We start from the raw sequence: 15,772 nt of genomic DNA, 5'->3' as shown, positions 1-15,772 counted from the left end.
AGCAAAGGCGCGGATTGTAGCAGTTCAGCACGCCGCTGCGCGCAGGCGGTGTGCAATCGGCCCCGGGGCACGTGGATCGTGAAAAAAAAGCCGGGAAATGAAGTTTTCTCCGGGAGCCCATTGCCGCCGCCCGCCGGGGGCAGCAGCCTACAGAGCTGGTGAAGCAATTTGCAAAAAAACGGAAGCCGGCAGCGAGGTCTGATTCGCTACCGGCTTGCCTGGGGCCTGCCGTTCAATGCGCAATGGCCCCAATCGGGCCCTCCATCAATGGCTGACCGCCAGCAAGACCTTGCCGTCGCCTCCCTGCGCCTGCGCCCAGGTAGTCTGGGTCGCTGCCGGCGGAGCGAAGCTGGCCATGGCTTGCACGAGTTTCTCGACATCAGTGTCCAGCAAGGATTTGCCGTCGGCGGTCTTGATGCGCTCGATGTGGTTGTCGGTCGTCCCGGCAGCGCCGGCATACCAGTCCTTCACCGTCACCTGGTCGGTCGTGCCCAGCACCTTGATGCGCAGGTCCTGGCCGGTCTTGCTGAACCACAGGTTGTCCTGCCGGGCGTCGGTGAAGCTGAGCGTGTCGACATTGCCCTTGGTGGCATCGTGGTCGTAAACCGCATCCTGGCCGTCGCCCTTGGCGAAGCGATAGCTGTCGTTGCCAGCCCCGCCGATGAGCAGGTCATTGCCCTTGCCGCCTGTGAGGACATTGTCGCCGCCGTTGCCGGCCAGGATGTTGTCAAGGCCGTTGCCGGTGGCATTCACGTTCTGCCCCCAGAGCTTGACCGCCTGGTCGGTGGTCAAGGTGTCGGCCGAGGTGACATCGGTGGCGTAGCGCAATTGCCGCAGCGTGACGTAACGGCTCATGTCGTCCGCTCTGCCGCGTCCGGAGTCGGCAATGAAGAAGCCGGCAATCTGCTCGGTATCGACCGCGTAGGCCACCCCGGTAACCGTGACGCAGTGGTTGCTGCGGTTGTTGCTGGCCATGGGCATGTCCCAGAGCCGGCTGGCATTGACGCTCAGGCCGACCGCCTTGCCCTCCTTGATGCTCCGGGCGACTGCCATTTCATCGAAACCATGCGTGATGGTAGCGTCAATACCGAAATCCTTGAGCAGGGCCTGCTGGCCCTCCGTGTAGGTGCCGCCCCGGTGCTCCGGCAAGGGGGCGATGACGTCGCAGAGCATTTCGTCGATGGCGCGGGTGACCACTTCCTTTTCCGTGAGGGGCCGGCCGGCCAGCACGCTCATGTTGGCCACGACCGTCTCGCCGCAGGTGCCCAGGAAATCGGGGACGGCATCGCCCTGCGCGTAGTCCAGCTGGTAGGACTTCGGCATGCCGTACACCAGCACGTTGACGCCATTGATCACCGCGCTCTGCGGCTTGGTGGCATCGATCAGGACCAGGTTCTCGACATTGTCGGCAAGCGTGGTGCTGGCCGTCGCATAAACCGTATCGATGCCTTCGCCCGCCTTCTCGACCACGCGGTCGCCGCTGTTGTCGACGTAATAGCTGTCATCGCCCTTGCCGCCGGTCATGATGTCGGCACCGCCCAGGCCATCGAGGATGTTGTTGCGGTCGTTGCCGGTGAGCCGGTTGTTCTGCGCATTGCCGGTGGCATCGAGGTTGTCGGCTTCCAGTGCCAGGTCCTGTTTGTCGCTGGCCAGGGCGATGTGCTTCCTGACCTTGACGCCGGGCAGTTTGTGTTGCGAGCCTTCGTCGTCGCCGAACGGGGCGGGGGCGGTGAAGCTGTCCAGGTAGTGCGCTGCCAGTGCATTGCCGCCGGATGCAGCAGGCTTTGCCGGTGCGGTCAGCCCGGTCTGGGGGGGCAGTTTGCCATCGGCTGCGGCTTGATCCAGGGCGGTGCCGGCCCCGCTATTGGCCCTGTTGAAGGGCTTGATGGCGTCATTGGTGGTGATGGTGACGGAGCCGCTGGCGTTGGTGCAATCGCGCAACGTCTGCAAACTGACGTAGCGGCAGGTGTCGGTATCGCGCCCCCGGCCGGAATCGGTGATGTAGAAACCGTCCACCGCGCCGGTTTGCGCGCCGTAGCCCACGCCGATGATGGCGATCATGTGATCGGTCATGCCGACGTTTTCCGGAATGTTCTTGGCCCAGAGGTTGCTGCCATTGACCGTGACGATGACGCCTTTGCCCGCGAGGATGTCGCGTGCCACAGCGTTTTCGTCGAAACCCTGAGTCAATGTCGAGGCCAGGCCAAATTCCTTGAGCAGGATCAGTTCGTTTTCCGCACTGATGGTGCCGCGCTTGGTGGTGGATTTGCTGGTGGTATCGCACAGTTTTTCGGCGATGGCCTTGTTGACGACGTCCTTTTCCGTTACGGACATGCCGGCGATGGTGGCCAGGTTGGCGATGCAGACCTCGCCCGACGTCCCTTCATAGCGGGCGACCGCATCCCCCTGGTTGTAGTCGAGATCATGGGAGAAGGCAAAGGGATTGCCATAGGTCAGTACGTCCGGGCCGGTGATGAGCTTGTGTTGCGGTTTGGCCGGGTCGGCCATCCTGGGATCCTCGGGCAGCGCCAGCTTCTTGATCGGATCGACAGTATAGAAACCCGAACAACCGGACTGGAAGTGCGCGGCCTTGTCCAGTTCGCTCAGTGAAACGTAGCGTGCGGCATCGCCGGACCGTCCGCGTCCCGAGTCGACAATATAGAAGCCTTGCAGGGCACCGGTATCGGCCGCATAGACAGCGCCGGTCAGGTTGATCATGTGATTGACGTTGATCAGTTCCAGCAAATTCTTGTCCAGATCGGCACCCCACAGCTCATAGCCGTTCACGCCCATGAGCACACCTCTGCCCTCCTTGATGAGGGCGGCCAGTTTGTTGGGATCGTAATCCGTGATGGCCTCGACGGGCATGCCAAAGCTTTCCAGCAGCAGGCGTTGCAGCCCGGCGACGGTACCACCGCGCTGGCCGGGATTGGAGCTGACGGTGTCACACCAGCCGTTGTCGATGGCTCTCTGGACGACGTCCTTTTCGGTCACATCCCGACCGGCGATCATGAGCAGGTTGGCGATGCTGGTTTCCGAGCAGGTACCCATGTAGCCCGGGACGGCATCGCCCTGGGCATAGTCCAGGTCTACATAGGACTTCGGGTTGCCGTAGACCAGCACGTCCTTGCCGTCGATCTTGTCGCGCTGGGCTGGCATGGTGGTGGGGACTGGCAGTTTTTCCGGGGTGGTCGGCTTGAGGTTGGCGGGCGCTGGTATCTGCAGGGGGGCTGGTGCCGGCGCAGCGGGGGCAGGCTTGCTGCCGACGGCTGCAGGAGGGTTGGCATGGGCGCTGGGTGGGATCACCACCGGCGGCGGCGAAACCGGGGCCAATGTTGGGGTAACGGCAGGTTTGGCGGGGCTGACCGGCTTGTCGAGGCTGATGGACTTGTCAGGAGTCACGGGCTTTTGGAGGCTGGCGGGCGCGTCGACGCTGACGGGCTTGTTGCTTGCGGGCTTGCTGCTGATGGGTGGCGGTGCGATATCCGGTTTGACGTTGACCGGCGTTTGGATGGGCGACGGCTTGGCTGCTGCCGGTTTGGTGGGGCTGGCCAAGGGCGGCGCGACGACGGGCTTGCTCGCAATGGCTGGCTGCTTGGTGGCCGGTGGTGTGGCGGCGGTCTTTTCCGGTGGATCGAAGAGCTTGATGTCGGGAGAGATCGGCGCAAAGATGATTTTGGTGACGCTGCCGGTCTTGATCTGGACGAAGCGCTTGTCGATACGGGTGATGACCGGATGCGAAAGCGACGATGCTGCCTTGGGTTGATCCTGCGAGGTGGTGGTTGACACGGGTTCCCTTTCAATTACGCCGGTAAAGGCGAAGGCGTTCGGGGAGAGTCTGCGCATGCTGCGTCTTTCCCCGGGGACGTGTTGCCTGCCATGCCGCCTGGCCCTGACGCTGGCCGGAAGGTGCCAGCGCCGGGCTGGCACGGTGCAGCAAGCTTGCTATATGAATTTTGTTGTCCCGGGGCGATTCAATCGGATTGAAATGCTTCGGTAAATCGCACAAAAGTGCCATTGGCCGGTTGACAAGAGCTGGCTGGAACGGAAATGCCAACGTGAGGGGACTGATGGTCGTTCAAAGCGGTGGCAGTGAGGACTGGAAGAGGGGGAGGCGGGGAGGGGGCATGATATTTTTTTCATGCCGGTGCGGCCTGTGCCGGATGTGCGGCTTAGCGGTCTGTTGCTTGCATTTCATGCTCAGCAGCCAACGCCAGGAACGCCGAGCGTGACATCCTGCGCGCCTGTGCCACCGCGTCAATACGTGCCAGCAGGCCCTGGGGCAAGCTCACATTGAGCCGCACGGCCTTGGTATTGACGCGCGACAGGTCGATCTCCACCAGCATCCAGTAGCCGCCCTGGAATTGCTCATCGCCGGCCCAGTCTTCGGGGGCGCTCGGATGTGGGATCGGTTCGGTTTCTCCATGGAAGTGCGCTTCCACGGCTTCCTGTGCAGCCGCAGGCAGGTCTTGCAGCTTGTCCGCACCGGTGAAGCAGCCGGGAAAATCAGGGAAGGCTGCGCCGTAGGCACTGTCGGCATCCTTGTGGACGTAGATGGGGTAGAGCATGGATCCTCCTGATGGCCTCACTTCAGGCCGGCTTGCTTGAGAATGCTGTTCTGCGTGGCCAGCGGCAGATCCTTCTTCGGATGCGGTACCGTCACCTTGCCGGGCTTGGTGGGGTGCTTGAACTGGTGATGCGAGCCAACCGTATGCACCAGGCTCCAGCCGTCGGCCTTGAGTGGTTTGATGAGGGTTGCGCTGTCCATGCAGTGCATTGTGTATTTTACACACGATTACACAAGCTGGCTGTTGGTGCGGGTTGGGTGCTGAAAGTGCCCCTGTTCCCCGAGGTTCATTTCCTTGAAATCTTGCCGCGAGACGAATGCTGGAGGTCAGACGGCGCGCTGTCATCAGGTGGGCATTTTCATGCCAAACCGGGGTCAACACATTAAAAGCAATAGCTGGCCGGGATGGCCAAATCTTTGGTTTCAATGTGATTGTCTGGTGCGAGGAGGGGGACTCGAACCCCCACACCATTGCTGGCGTCAGGACCTAAACCTGGTGCGTCTACCAATTTCGCCATCCTCGCTGAAGGGGGTCGGGCACCGGTGCGATAGCAGTCTGGCAGGGCTTGCGCCGCAGACCTGCCGCTACCGATGCAGGTAGCAATTTGTCAAAGCGCGCCATTGTACTGCAAGGTGTTGTCACTGTGGGCGTTTTTCTGTGCGGACATTTTTGTGCCGCCGCTGATCGGTAGTACCATGCCGCATCTTCTTCCAGCCAGCAGGTTTACCATGACACGCTATCGTCACTACAAGGGCGGCATCTATGACTATATCGACGAGGCCATCCTCGAAGCCGACCTCACGCCCATGATCATCTACCGCGCCGCCGACGGCCGCCTTTGGCTGCGTCCGCGCGATGTCTTCTTCGAAACGGTCGAGGTCGATGGCAAGCAGGTGCCGCGTTTCGAAAAGATTGAGGACTGATCCTGCCCGTAGCTACGGGTGGCTGCTGCGATTCGATGCAAAACCGCGTCGCTGGCCGATGCAAGCTGAACAATGCGCGCGCATGACGGTCTACTTCACTCCTTCATAAATTCAATTCACCTTATTCGGGCATCCTCATGAAACATCAAGCACGCGTCCTGGCCGGGGCGATCTTCTCCGTGTTCGCCCTTGCCGCCACCATTCCCCATGTGGCCTCGGCCGAAGAACTGGCCGATGTCAGCACCGCCTTCCGCTGGCTGGGCAAGAACGACCGCGTGGTCATCGAAGCTTATGATGACCCCAAGGTGCAGGGCGTGACCTGTTACGTCTCGCGTGCCCGCACTGGTGGCGTCAAGGGCACGGTCGGCCTGGCCGAGGACAAGTCGGAAGCCTCCATCGCCTGCCGCCAGGTGGCGCCGACCCTGCAATTCCAGGACAAGCTGCCGGTCCAGGAAGACGTCTTCAGCGAGCGCATGTCCATTCTCTTCAAACGCCTGCACGTGGTGCGGGTGGTCGATGCCAAGCGCAATACGCTGGTCTACCTGACCTATTCGGACAAGCTCATCGATGGCAGCCCGATGAATGCCGTCACCGCCGTGCCGGTGGCACCTTCCACGCCGATTCCGGTGAAATGAGGGAAATTCTCTAAATTCTTTACGCCGGACTTTGCTGGCAGGTAATCCGTCGGCTGGGGTGATGCGTTGGCGGGCCGCGTCGGTGCTGGTCTGGCGGGCTTTTCAGGTGATTTGGTGCTGTTTGCAGCGTGGCAAGCCCATTTTTGGACTATCGGCGCTTTTTGCGTATAAAATAGCGAGCTTTAGCGCGGCCGGGCAGGGCGCTTTTCGTCTGCAGTCTGATGATCGGGATGAAAGACAGCATGCTCCGGCTTACGGAATTCTTAACATTTGGACGATTTAAATGGCAACTGCAGTCGAAACCCTGAGCAAACTCGAACGTCGTATGACCCTGTCTTTCCCGCTGGCCGATGTTCAGGCTGAAGTGGAAAAGCGCCTGAAGGTGCGCGCCCGTACCGCCAAGGCACCGGGTTTCCGTCCGGGTAAAGTGCCGATGAAGATGGTTGCCGCCCAGTTCGGCTACCAGGTCGAAACCGAAGTCCTGAACGACAAGGTCGGCCGCGCATTCAACGACGCCGCCGTCGAAAACAACCTGCGCGTGGCAGGTTTCCCGCGCATCGAACCCAAGACCAGCGAAGAAGCCGGCGAAGGCAAGCTGGCCTTCGACGCCACCTTCGAAGTCTATCCGGAAGTCACCCTGGGCGACCTGTCCGGCGCTGAAGTCGAGAAGACCACCGCGGCCGTCTCCGACGCCGAAATCGACAAGACCATCGACATCCTGCGCAAGCAGCGCGTGCACTACCACGTCAAGGGCGAGCAAGGCGCGCACGGCGACGGCGGTGCCGACCAGTCGGCCCAGAACGGCGACCGCGTGACCGTGGACTTCGTCGGCAAGATCGACGGCGTCGAATTCCAGGGCGGCAAGGCCGATGCCTTCCCGTTCGTGCTGGGCGAAGGCCGCATGCTGCCGGAATTCGAAGCAGCCACCATCGGCCTGAAGGTCGGCGAGTCGAAGTCCTTCCCGCTGGCTTTTCCCGAGGACTATCACGGCAAGGACGTGGCCGGCAAGACCGCTGAATTCACCATCACCGTCAAGAAGATCGAATGGGCCCACATGCCTGAAGTCGATGCAGTCTTCGCTCAATCCCTGGGCATCGAAGACGGCGATCTGACCAAGATGCGCGAAGACATCAAGAAGAACCTGGAGCGTGAAGTCACCGCCCGCACCAAGGCCAAGACCAAGGACAGCGTCATGAACGCCCTGATCAAGGCGTCGGAACTGGAAGTGCCCAAGGCCCTGATCGACCAGGACGTCGAGCGCCTGTCCGAAATGGCCCGTCAGGACATGGCCCAGCGCGGCATGGACCCGAAGGTCATGCAACTGCCCAAGGAACTCTTCACCGCCCAAGCCGAGCGCCGCGTGCGCCTGGGCCTGATCTTGGCTGAAGTGGTCAAGCAGAACAAGCTGGAAGCCACCGAAGAGCAGGTCAAGGCCCAGATCGAAGACTTCGCCCAGAGCTACGAAGATCCGCAACAAGTGCTGAAATACTACTTCTCCGACCGTCGCCGTCTGGCCGAAGTCGAAGCTCTTGTTTTGGAAGAAAACGTCGTCAACTACGTTCTCGGCAAGGCCAAGGTCTCGGAAAAGCCGGTTTCGTTCGACGAACTGATGGGTAATCAGGCGCAAGCGTAATCCGGTTTTCTCTAGTAGTATCAGAAAACTCTTACGCTTAAGGATGCATACATGACAGGTCTGATGAAGCAATCTGCACTGGATACCCAAATGCTCGGCATGGTGCCGATGGTGATCGAACAGAGTGGCCGTGGCGAACGCGCTTACGACATCTATTCGCGCCTGCTGAAGGAACGCATCATTTTCCTGGTCGGACCGGTCAATGATGCGATGGCCAACCTGATCGTGGCCCAGCTGCTGTTCCTGGAAAGCGAAAACCCGGACAAGGACATTTCCCTGTACATCAATTCGCCTGGCGGTTCGGTATCGGCCGGCATGGCGATTTTCGACACGATGCAGTTCATCAAGCCGCAAGTGTCGACGCTGTGCACGGGTCTGGCTGCCTCCATGGGCGCTTTCCTGCTGGCTGCGGGTGCCAAGGGGAAGCGTTTCTCGCTGCCGAACTCGCGCATCATGATTCACCAGCCTCTGGGCGGCGCCCAGGGCCAGGCATCGGATATCGAGATCCAGGCACGTGAAATCCTGTACCTGCGTGAACGTCTGAACACCATCCTCGCTGAGAAGACTGGCCGTAGCGTCGAGCAGATCAGCAAGGATACCGATCGCGACAATTTCATGTCGGCCGAGGCCGCCGCGGAATATGGCCTGATCGACCAGGTGCTGACCCAGCGCGCTTGAGTTTGCGTCATCGCATTGGCGACGATCCAACGCGAAAAATGCCCGAACGTAATACGGTTCGGGCATTTTTTTTGTCCAAATTTTGACGAAATTGGCACAGAGCGGCTTTTCGGGTTCTATTTGCTTGATAAATGGCACCTGGGCTGACATATAACGGTCATACGGCAGTCCTGTGAAGCAATTTGGGACAGCAAAAATGACCAAGCCGTGACGAATCCGGATTTCGCGGGTATGATCGGGTCGTAACTTTTACTCTAGTAGCTCTATGTCCGAGAAAAAATCTTCCAGCGGCGAAAAACTGCTTTATTGCTCCTTCTGCGGCAAAAGCCAGCATGAAGTGAAGAAGCTCATCGCCGGTCCTTCGGTCTTCATCTGCGACGAATGCATCGACCTGTGCAACGACATCATCCGTGATGAAGCCGCCAGCGTGGAAAGCGTCACCGGCACCAAGTCGGATCTGCCAACCCCGCAGGAAATCACCGACCTGCTGGATCAGTACGTGATCGGACAGGCTACTGCCAAGCGCATCCTGTCGGTGGCGGTCTACAACCACTACAAGCGCCTGAAGCACCTCGGCAAAAAGGATGACGTCGAGCTGGCCAAGAGCAACATCCTGCTGGTGGGCCCGACCGGTTCCGGCAAGACCTTGCTGGCACAGACTCTGGCACGCATGCTTAACGTCCCGTTCGTGATCGCGGATGCGACCACGCTGACCGAAGCCGGCTATGTCGGCGAGGACGTCGAGAACATCATCCAGAAGCTGCTGCAGAACTGCAATTACGAAGTCGAGAAAGCCCAGAAGGGCATCGTCTACATCGACGAGATCGACAAGATTTCCCGCAAATCGGATAACCCGTCCATCACCCGCGACGTCTCCGGTGAAGGCGTGCAACAGGCCCTGCTGAAACTGATCGAAGGCACCATGGCATCGGTGCCGCCGCAGGGTGGCCGCAAGCATCCGAACCAGGACTTCGTGCAGATCGACACGACCAACATCATGTTCATCTGCGGCGGCGCCTTCGATGGCCTGGCCAAGATCATTTCCGACCGTTCCGAAAAGAGCGGCATCGGTTTCTCGGCCAGCGTGAAGAGCCAGACCCAGAAGAGCAATTCGGAAGTGCTGTTGAATGCCGAGCCTGAAGACCTGGTCAAGTTCGGCCTGATCCCGGAACTGGTTGGCCGTCTGCCGGTGATCGCAACCTTGAACGAGCTGGATGAAGAAGCCCTGATCCAGATCCTGATCGAGCCCAAGAACGCGCTGATCAAGCAGTACGCCAAGCTGTTGCAGATGGAAGGCGCCGAGCTGGAAATCCGTCCGGCCGCCATGCATGCCATCGCCAAGAAGGCCCTGGCGCGCAAGACCGGCGCACGCGGCCTGCGGTCCATCCTGGAGCACGCCTTGCTGGATGTGATGTATGAACTTCCTAGCGAGCAGAACGTCGCCAAGGTGGTGGTCGACGAGAACACCATCACCAATGGTGCCAAACCGCTGTTGATCTATCACGACCAACCCAAGGTCTCGGGCGGCTGATTGCCCGGCAAGTGATGTAAAGAGCAGTAAAAGGAAGGCCCTCGAGTGGGGCCTTCCGGAAGCAAGAAGCCACCACGAAGTCCGGTCACCGCAAACACGGTAAAATAAACCGGCGCACATAACTGGCTTCCATCGAAAAGCCACCCGGAGCTAGCTTCGCGTGTGGCTTTTTTATTTTGTTGCGATCATGACAACGCGCAGCTGGTGAATATTTCTTCCACCGGACTTGTGTTTTGGTCACTCGTGCCAACATCATTCACAGTACTTATTGATAAGGCCCGCCATGACGACTCCTATACTCACAGAACAATCGCAATTGCCGCTGTTGCCCTTACGGGATGTGGTTGTCTTCCCGCATATGGTGATTCCGCTCTTCGTCGGCCGCCCGAAGTCGATCAAGGCGCTGGAAGCGGCCATGGAGCAGGGCAAGAGCATCATGCTGGCAGCCCAGAAGGCCGCCGCCAAGGATGAGCCTTCGGCCGAAGACATTTACGAAATCGGCTGCGTGGCCAATATCCTGCAGATGCTGAAGCTGCCTGACGGTACCGTGAAGGTGCTGGTCGAAGGCGCGCAGCGTGCCCGCATCCATCACATCAGCGAACTGGAAACCCACTTCGTCGCCGACCTGACCCCGGTCGAATCCGAGCAGGGCGACGAGGCCGAAGTCGAAGCCATGCGCCGTACCATCGTGCAGCAGTTCGACCAGTACGTGAAGCTTAACAAGAAGATCCCTCCCGAGATCCTGACCTCGCTGGCCGGTATTGATGACGCCGGCCGCCTGGCCGACACCATCGCCGCGCATCTGCCGCTGAAGCTGGAGCAGAAGCAGGTGATCCTGGAGATCTTCAACGTCACCAAGCGCTACGAGCATCTGCTGGGGCAGCTGGAAGGCGAACTCGATATCCTGCAGGTGGAAAAGCGCATCCGTGGGCGCGTCAAGCGCCAGATGGAAAAGTCTCAGCGCGAGTACTACCTGAACGAACAGGTCAAGGCCATCCAGAAGGAACTGGGCGAAGGCGAAGACGGTGCCGATCTGGAAGAGCTGGAAAAGAAGATCGCCGCTGCCAAGATGCCCAAGGAAGCTCTGGAAAAGGCGCAATCCGAGCTGAAGAAGCTCAAGCTCATGTCGCCCATGTCGGCCGAAGCGACCGTGGTGCGCAACTATATCGACACCCTGGTGGCGCTGCCCTGGAAGAAGAAGTCCAAGGTCAACAACGACCTGACCAATGCCGAGAAGGTGCTGGAAGGCGATCACTATGGCCTGGAGAAGGTCAAGGAACGCATTCTGGAATACCTCGCCGTGCAACAGCGCGTGGACAAGCTGAAGGCACCGATCCTGTGCTTCGTCGGTCCCCCGGGCGTGGGCAAGACCTCGCTGGGCCAATCCATCGCCCGCGCAACGAACCGCAAGTTCGTGCGCATGGCCCTGGGTGGCGTGCGTGATGAAGCCGAGATCCGTGGCCACCGCCGCACCTACATCGGTTCCATGCCGGGCAAGATCCTGCAGAGCCTGTCCAAGGTCGGCGTGCGCAACCCGCTGTTCCTGCTGGATGAAATCGACAAGCTGGGGATGGATTTCCGTGGCGATCCTTCGTCGGCCCTGCTGGAAGTGCTGGATCCGGAGCAGAACCACACCTTCTCCGACCACTACATCGAAGTTGATTTCGACTTGTCGGACGTGATGTTCGTGGCGACTTCGAATTCCTTCAACATCCCGCCGGCGCTGCTGGACCGGATGGAAGTGATCCGCCTGTCGGGTTACACCGAGGACGAGAAGACCAGCATTGCGCAGCGTTACCTGCTGCCCAAGCAGATCAAGAACAACGGCCTGAAGGAAGGCGAGATCAGCGTGGCCGAGTCGGCCATCCGCGACATCATCCGCTACTACACTCGTGAAGCCGGTGTGCGTTCGCTGGAACGCGAAGTCTCGAAGATCTGCCGCAAGGTGGTCAAGCTGCTGTTGCTGAAGAAGCAGGAGAAGAAGGTCACCGTCACCTCGCGCAACCTGGACAAGTTCCTGGGCGTGCGTCGTTATGATTTCGGCATGGCCGAGAAGGAAAACCAGATCGGCCAGGTGGTCGGCCTGGCCTGGACCGAAGTCGGCGGCGACCTGCTGACCATCGAAGCGGTGAACATGCCCGGCAAGGGCCAGATCATCCGCACCGGTACCCTGGGCGACGTGATGAAGGAATCGATCGAGGCCGCACGTACCGTGGTTCGCAGCCGTGCCCGCAAGCTGGGCATCAAGAATGAGGTGTTCGAGAAGAGCGACATCCACATCCACGTGCCGGAAGGTGCGACGCCCAAGGATGGTCCGTCGGCCGGTATTGCGATGACCACGGCGCTGGTGTCCATCTTCAGCGGCATTCCGGTGCGTGCTGATGTGGCGATGACCGGTGAAATCACGCTGCGCGGCGAGGTGCTGCCCATCGGCGGTCTGAAGGAAAAGCTGCTGGCGGCGCATCGCGGCGGCATCAAGACCGTGCTGATTCCTGAGCAGAATGTGAAGGATCTGGCCGAGATCCCGGACAACGTCAAGAACAAGCTGGAGATCATTCCGGTGCGCTGGATCGACAAGGTCCTGGAAGTGGCACTGGAACGCCAGCCGGTGCCGCTGACGGAAGAGGAAGCGATCGTCGAAGCAGCCGTGAAGCCGAAGGAAGGCGCGACGGATCCGGTTGTGAAGCATTGATCCTGCGGGAGTCATCCGCATTGAAAGGCACCTCAGTTGAGGTGCCTTTTTTATGTCCCAAAAGGATTCATGTATCGGGCTATGGGAATGAAATAAAAAATCTCACTGAAAATCGCGTCATGGTTGCACCTTGGCTTGACAGTGCTGCTGATGGACTTGTTTAATAGCCGCTGCGGAAAATTTCCGTCAGGCAAGCGATGGTGAGGAGGGCTCTGTCGCGCTGTGTTGGAGCCGAAGCACCGTCGTTTGAAATCAAACAAACCAGAAACTTGTTCGAGGGGCGTAAGTGAATAAAGGCGAACTGATTGAGCACATTGCCGGCGAGGCAGACATCTCCAAGGCAGCAGCAGGACGAGCAGTAGACGCATTCATTGGTGCAGTGAAGACCACGCTGAAGAAGAACGGCACGGTCACCCTGGTAGGTTTTGGCACTTTTGCAGTGGGCAAGCGTGCGGCGCGTACGGGCCGCAATCCTCAGACGGGCGCCGCGCTGAAAATCAAGGCATCGAAGGTTCCTAAATTTAAAGCTGGCAAAGCTTTAAAAGATGCTATAAAATAATGTTCTTTCGTTGCTGAGGTAACAAAGCAACGAGACTGACAAGTTTGCCGGGGCGCTTAGCTCAGTTGGTAGAGCGGAGCCCTTACAAGGCTTAGGTCGGGAGTTCGAGCCTCTCAGCGCCCACCAGCATCTTGCAGTCAGCACCAGTTTAGGAGCGGTAGTTCAGTTGGTTAGAATACCGGCCTGTCACGCCGGGGGTCGCGGGTTCGAGCCCCGTCCGCTCCGCCAAATAAAACGCCTCGTTCGCAAGAACGGGGCGTTTTTGTTTTTGCGCAGCAAAAACCTGCGGAGCGGAGGGAGCCGCCTGCGCGGCTCCCGGCGGGGCGAGAAGGGAATCGCTTGCAAGCGATTCCGCGGCCTGCGCTAGTGTAGGAGAGCCCCGTCCGCTCCGCCAAATAAAACGCCTCGTTCGCAAGAGCGGGGCGTTTTTGTTTTTGCGCAGCAAAAAGCTTCACTCCACTCATCAATTCCCACCCGGTGGCATCATTTGTCTCTCCTGACAAAATTACGCGACACGTATCAAATAAATGTGAGTTTCAAGTACTTTTCTCCACGGAAATGTTTACACTGAAGCGGAATTTGCAATTTCTCAAAAAACAGGAGACCGGCACAGCCGGGGCAAACAATGTTTTTGAGGGAACCCGGCCCCTGCAAGCAGGCCGAGGAAGAAGGGCACAAGCCGCTCCCCAAAGATGTGAAGAGAACCCAAGAGACGCATTGCGGATTCGCAAAGTGGTGCAGTGTCATGGGCACGCAGGGCAATCAGCGACGACTCGGGACAAAGTCGTTCAGCCAGGGCCTGCACGTGGGCATCAAATGGGACAAACAAGGGGGTAGCGATGAAGCTCGCCAATTTCAACATTGGCGTCCGCCTGGGCGGCGCTTTTGCAGTAGTCTTGCTGCTGATCATGGTGACGGCCATGGTCGGCGTCAGGAACCAGTCTTCCAACAACGCTGAAATCAACAGCATCGTCAACGAGAAGTACCAGCTCATCGCCTTGAGCAACCAGATCAAGAACAATGGCTACAAGGCCAATGCGGTGCTGTCCAACATCCTGCTGGCGACCACGCCTGAGGCTTCGGCGAAGTACATGGATGAGTACGCCGGCCTGCGAAAGGCCAACACCGAGGCCTACAAGCAGCTCGAAGGCATGCTCGATTCCGACAAGACCAAAGCGCTCTACGCCGAGCAGACCACCGCCCGCTCGGCCTACGGCGTAGCCGTGCGCAAGTTCTTCGAATTGATGAAGACCGGCGAACGCGCCGAGGCGACCACGCTCTTCCAGGGCGATCTGGCGCGCCTGCAGACGGAGTACTTCGTCATGGTCGACAAGATGGTCAATTCGCTGGCCCAGGAAATGGTCGAAGATTCCCGCCAGGTCGCTGAGGACGGCCACCTGGCCGTGATCCAGATGATCGTGCTGGCCGCCGTGGCCGTGGTACTGGCGTCGGTGATCGGCGTGCTCATCACGCGCTCCATCACCGCCCCCGTGCGCCACGCCGTGGTGCTGGCCGAAGCGGTGGCCCAGGGCGACCTGTCCTATCGCCTCAATGCTGCCGGCAAGGACGAGATCAGCCGCCTGCTGCAGGCGCTGCAGCACATGAGCGATAACCTGCACGATACCGTCTCCAACGTGCGCAACGGCACCTCCGCCATCGACATGGCCGCGCGCGAACTGGCGCAAGGCAACCTGAGCCTGTCGGATCGCACCGAACAGCAGGCCAGCTCGCTGGAAGAAACCGCTTCCGCCATGGAGCAGCTGACCTCGGCCGTGCGCCAGAATGCCGACAATGCCCGCCAGGCCAGCGAACTGGCAGTCTCCGCCTCGGATGTCGCGGTACGCGGTGGTGCCTCGGTGGAGCAGGTGGTCAACATCATGACCGCCATCAGCACCTCTTCCGGCAAGATCGCCGACATCATCACGGTCATCGATGGCATCGCCTTCCAGACCAACCTGCTGGCGCTGAACGCGGCCGTGGAAGCGGCCCGCGCCGGCGAGCACGGACGTGGCTTTGCGGTGGTGGCCAGCGAAGTACGCGGCCTGGCACAGCGCAGTGCCGTGGCCGCCAAGGAAATCAAGTCGCTCATCGAAGGCTCGGTCGGTCATGTGAAGGCCGGCAGCAGCATCGTCGAGCAGACCGTCGCCACCATCGATGAAGTCATCGCCAGCATCAAGCACGCCACCGACCTCATCACCGATATCAGCGCCTCCAGCAAGGAGCAAAGCGAGGGCATCGAGCAGATCAACCAGGCCATCAGCCAGATGGACCAGATGACCCAGGAAAACTCGGCCCTGGTGGAACAGAATGCGGCCGCCTCCCAGGCACTGCAATCCCAGGCCGAGCAGCTGTCGGCGCTGATGGGCCGCTTCCGGCTCAGCGAGTTGCTGGCCAACGGCCAAGCTGGCGGCCATGCCGCTTCCTCGCGCAAAGGTCCGCGCGAAAAGGTCATCCAGCCCGAACTGTCGCTGATCCAGGGCTGATGCTTCACCCGGGCGGCGTGCCTGCCGCCTGAACCGGTATCTGCGAGGAGACCGCGCCCGCTTCGTCACG

11 protein-coding genes and 3 tRNA genes are annotated in these 15,772 nt (G+C 59.9%); 10 read left to right on the top strand and 4 right to left on the bottom strand.

The annotated features are described in order from the left end of the window. Nucleotides 1-264: 264 nt before the first annotated feature. From ACWFUC_RS19035 to ACWFUC_RS19020, 4 genes are all read right to left on the bottom strand, one after another. Nucleotides 265-3,789: a calcium-binding protein gene (locus tag ACWFUC_RS19035; RefSeq protein ID WP_489637260.1), complete on the bottom strand. Its 3,525-nt coding sequence runs from the start codon at nt 3,787-3,789 to the stop codon at nt 265-267. A 383-nt stretch (nt 3,790-4,172) separates the two neighbouring features. Beyond that, on the bottom strand, nt 4,173-4,568 hold the full coding sequence (locus tag ACWFUC_RS19030; RefSeq protein WP_489623006.1) for a type II toxin-antitoxin system HicB family antitoxin: 396 nt from the start codon (nt 4,566-4,568) through the stop codon (nt 4,173-4,175). 17 nt (nt 4,569-4,585) lie between these two features. Beyond that, the gene (locus ACWFUC_RS19025; RefSeq protein ID WP_489623005.1) at nt 4,586-4,768 is read right to left on the bottom strand and encodes a type II toxin-antitoxin system HicA family toxin; all 183 of its coding nucleotides are present in this window, start codon (nt 4,766-4,768) and stop codon (nt 4,586-4,588) included. 236 nt (nt 4,769-5,004) lie between these two features. Further along, nucleotides 5,005-5,091, bottom strand: a tRNA-Leu gene (locus ACWFUC_RS19020). A gap of 205 nt (nt 5,092-5,296) precedes the next feature. Between ACWFUC_RS19020 and ACWFUC_RS19015 the strand changes: the two genes are divergently transcribed. The 10 genes from ACWFUC_RS19015 (at nt 5,297) to ACWFUC_RS18970 (ending at nt 15,702) form a co-directional block, all read left to right on the top strand. After that, entirely contained in the window at nt 5,297-5,491 is a 195-nt protein-coding gene (locus ACWFUC_RS19015) for a DUF1653 domain-containing protein (protein WP_204726496.1), read from the top strand. 137 nt (nt 5,492-5,628) lie between these two features. After that, a complete protein-coding gene (locus ACWFUC_RS19010; RefSeq protein ID WP_489623004.1) occupies nt 5,629-6,126 on the top strand; it encodes a CreA family protein in 498 nt (165 codons plus the stop codon). 283 nt (nt 6,127-6,409) lie between these two features. Further along, nucleotides 6,410-7,759, top strand: coding sequence for a trigger factor (tig, locus tag ACWFUC_RS19005; RefSeq protein ID WP_034350407.1), 1,350 nt, complete (start codon nt 6,410-6,412; stop codon nt 7,757-7,759). A gap of 51 nt (nt 7,760-7,810) precedes the next feature. Beyond that, nucleotides 7,811-8,437 (top strand): ATP-dependent Clp endopeptidase proteolytic subunit ClpP, encoded by a 627-nt coding sequence (gene clpP, locus ACWFUC_RS19000; protein WP_034341328.1) that lies wholly within the window; start codon nt 7,811-7,813, stop codon nt 8,435-8,437. A gap of 265 nt (nt 8,438-8,702) precedes the next feature. Then, entirely contained in the window at nt 8,703-9,968 is a 1,266-nt protein-coding gene (clpX, locus tag ACWFUC_RS18995; protein WP_121045673.1) for an ATP-dependent Clp protease ATP-binding subunit ClpX, read from the top strand. A 283-nt stretch (nt 9,969-10,251) separates the two neighbouring features. Then, entirely contained in the window at nt 10,252-12,660 is a 2,409-nt protein-coding gene (gene lon / locus ACWFUC_RS18990; RefSeq protein WP_134222577.1) for an endopeptidase La, read from the top strand. 286 nt (nt 12,661-12,946) lie between these two features. Next, nucleotides 12,947-13,219 (top strand): HU family DNA-binding protein, encoded by a 273-nt coding sequence (locus tag ACWFUC_RS18985; RefSeq protein WP_008329418.1) that lies wholly within the window; start codon nt 12,947-12,949, stop codon nt 13,217-13,219. A 50-nt stretch (nt 13,220-13,269) separates the two neighbouring features. Further along, nucleotides 13,270-13,345, top strand: a tRNA-Val gene (locus ACWFUC_RS18980). A 25-nt stretch (nt 13,346-13,370) separates the two neighbouring features. Continuing rightward, a tRNA-Asp gene (locus tag ACWFUC_RS18975) sits at nt 13,371-13,447 on the top strand. Nucleotides 13,448-14,058: 611 nt separating this feature from the next. Further along, nucleotides 14,059-15,702 (top strand): methyl-accepting chemotaxis protein, encoded by a 1,644-nt coding sequence (locus ACWFUC_RS18970; protein ID WP_489623003.1) that lies wholly within the window; start codon nt 14,059-14,061, stop codon nt 15,700-15,702. Nucleotides 15,703-15,772: the final 70 nt, after the last annotated feature.

Source organism: Herbaspirillum sp. Her4 (genome assembly GCF_057961335.1).
This window is presented reverse-complemented; position numbering and strand designations above follow the sequence as displayed.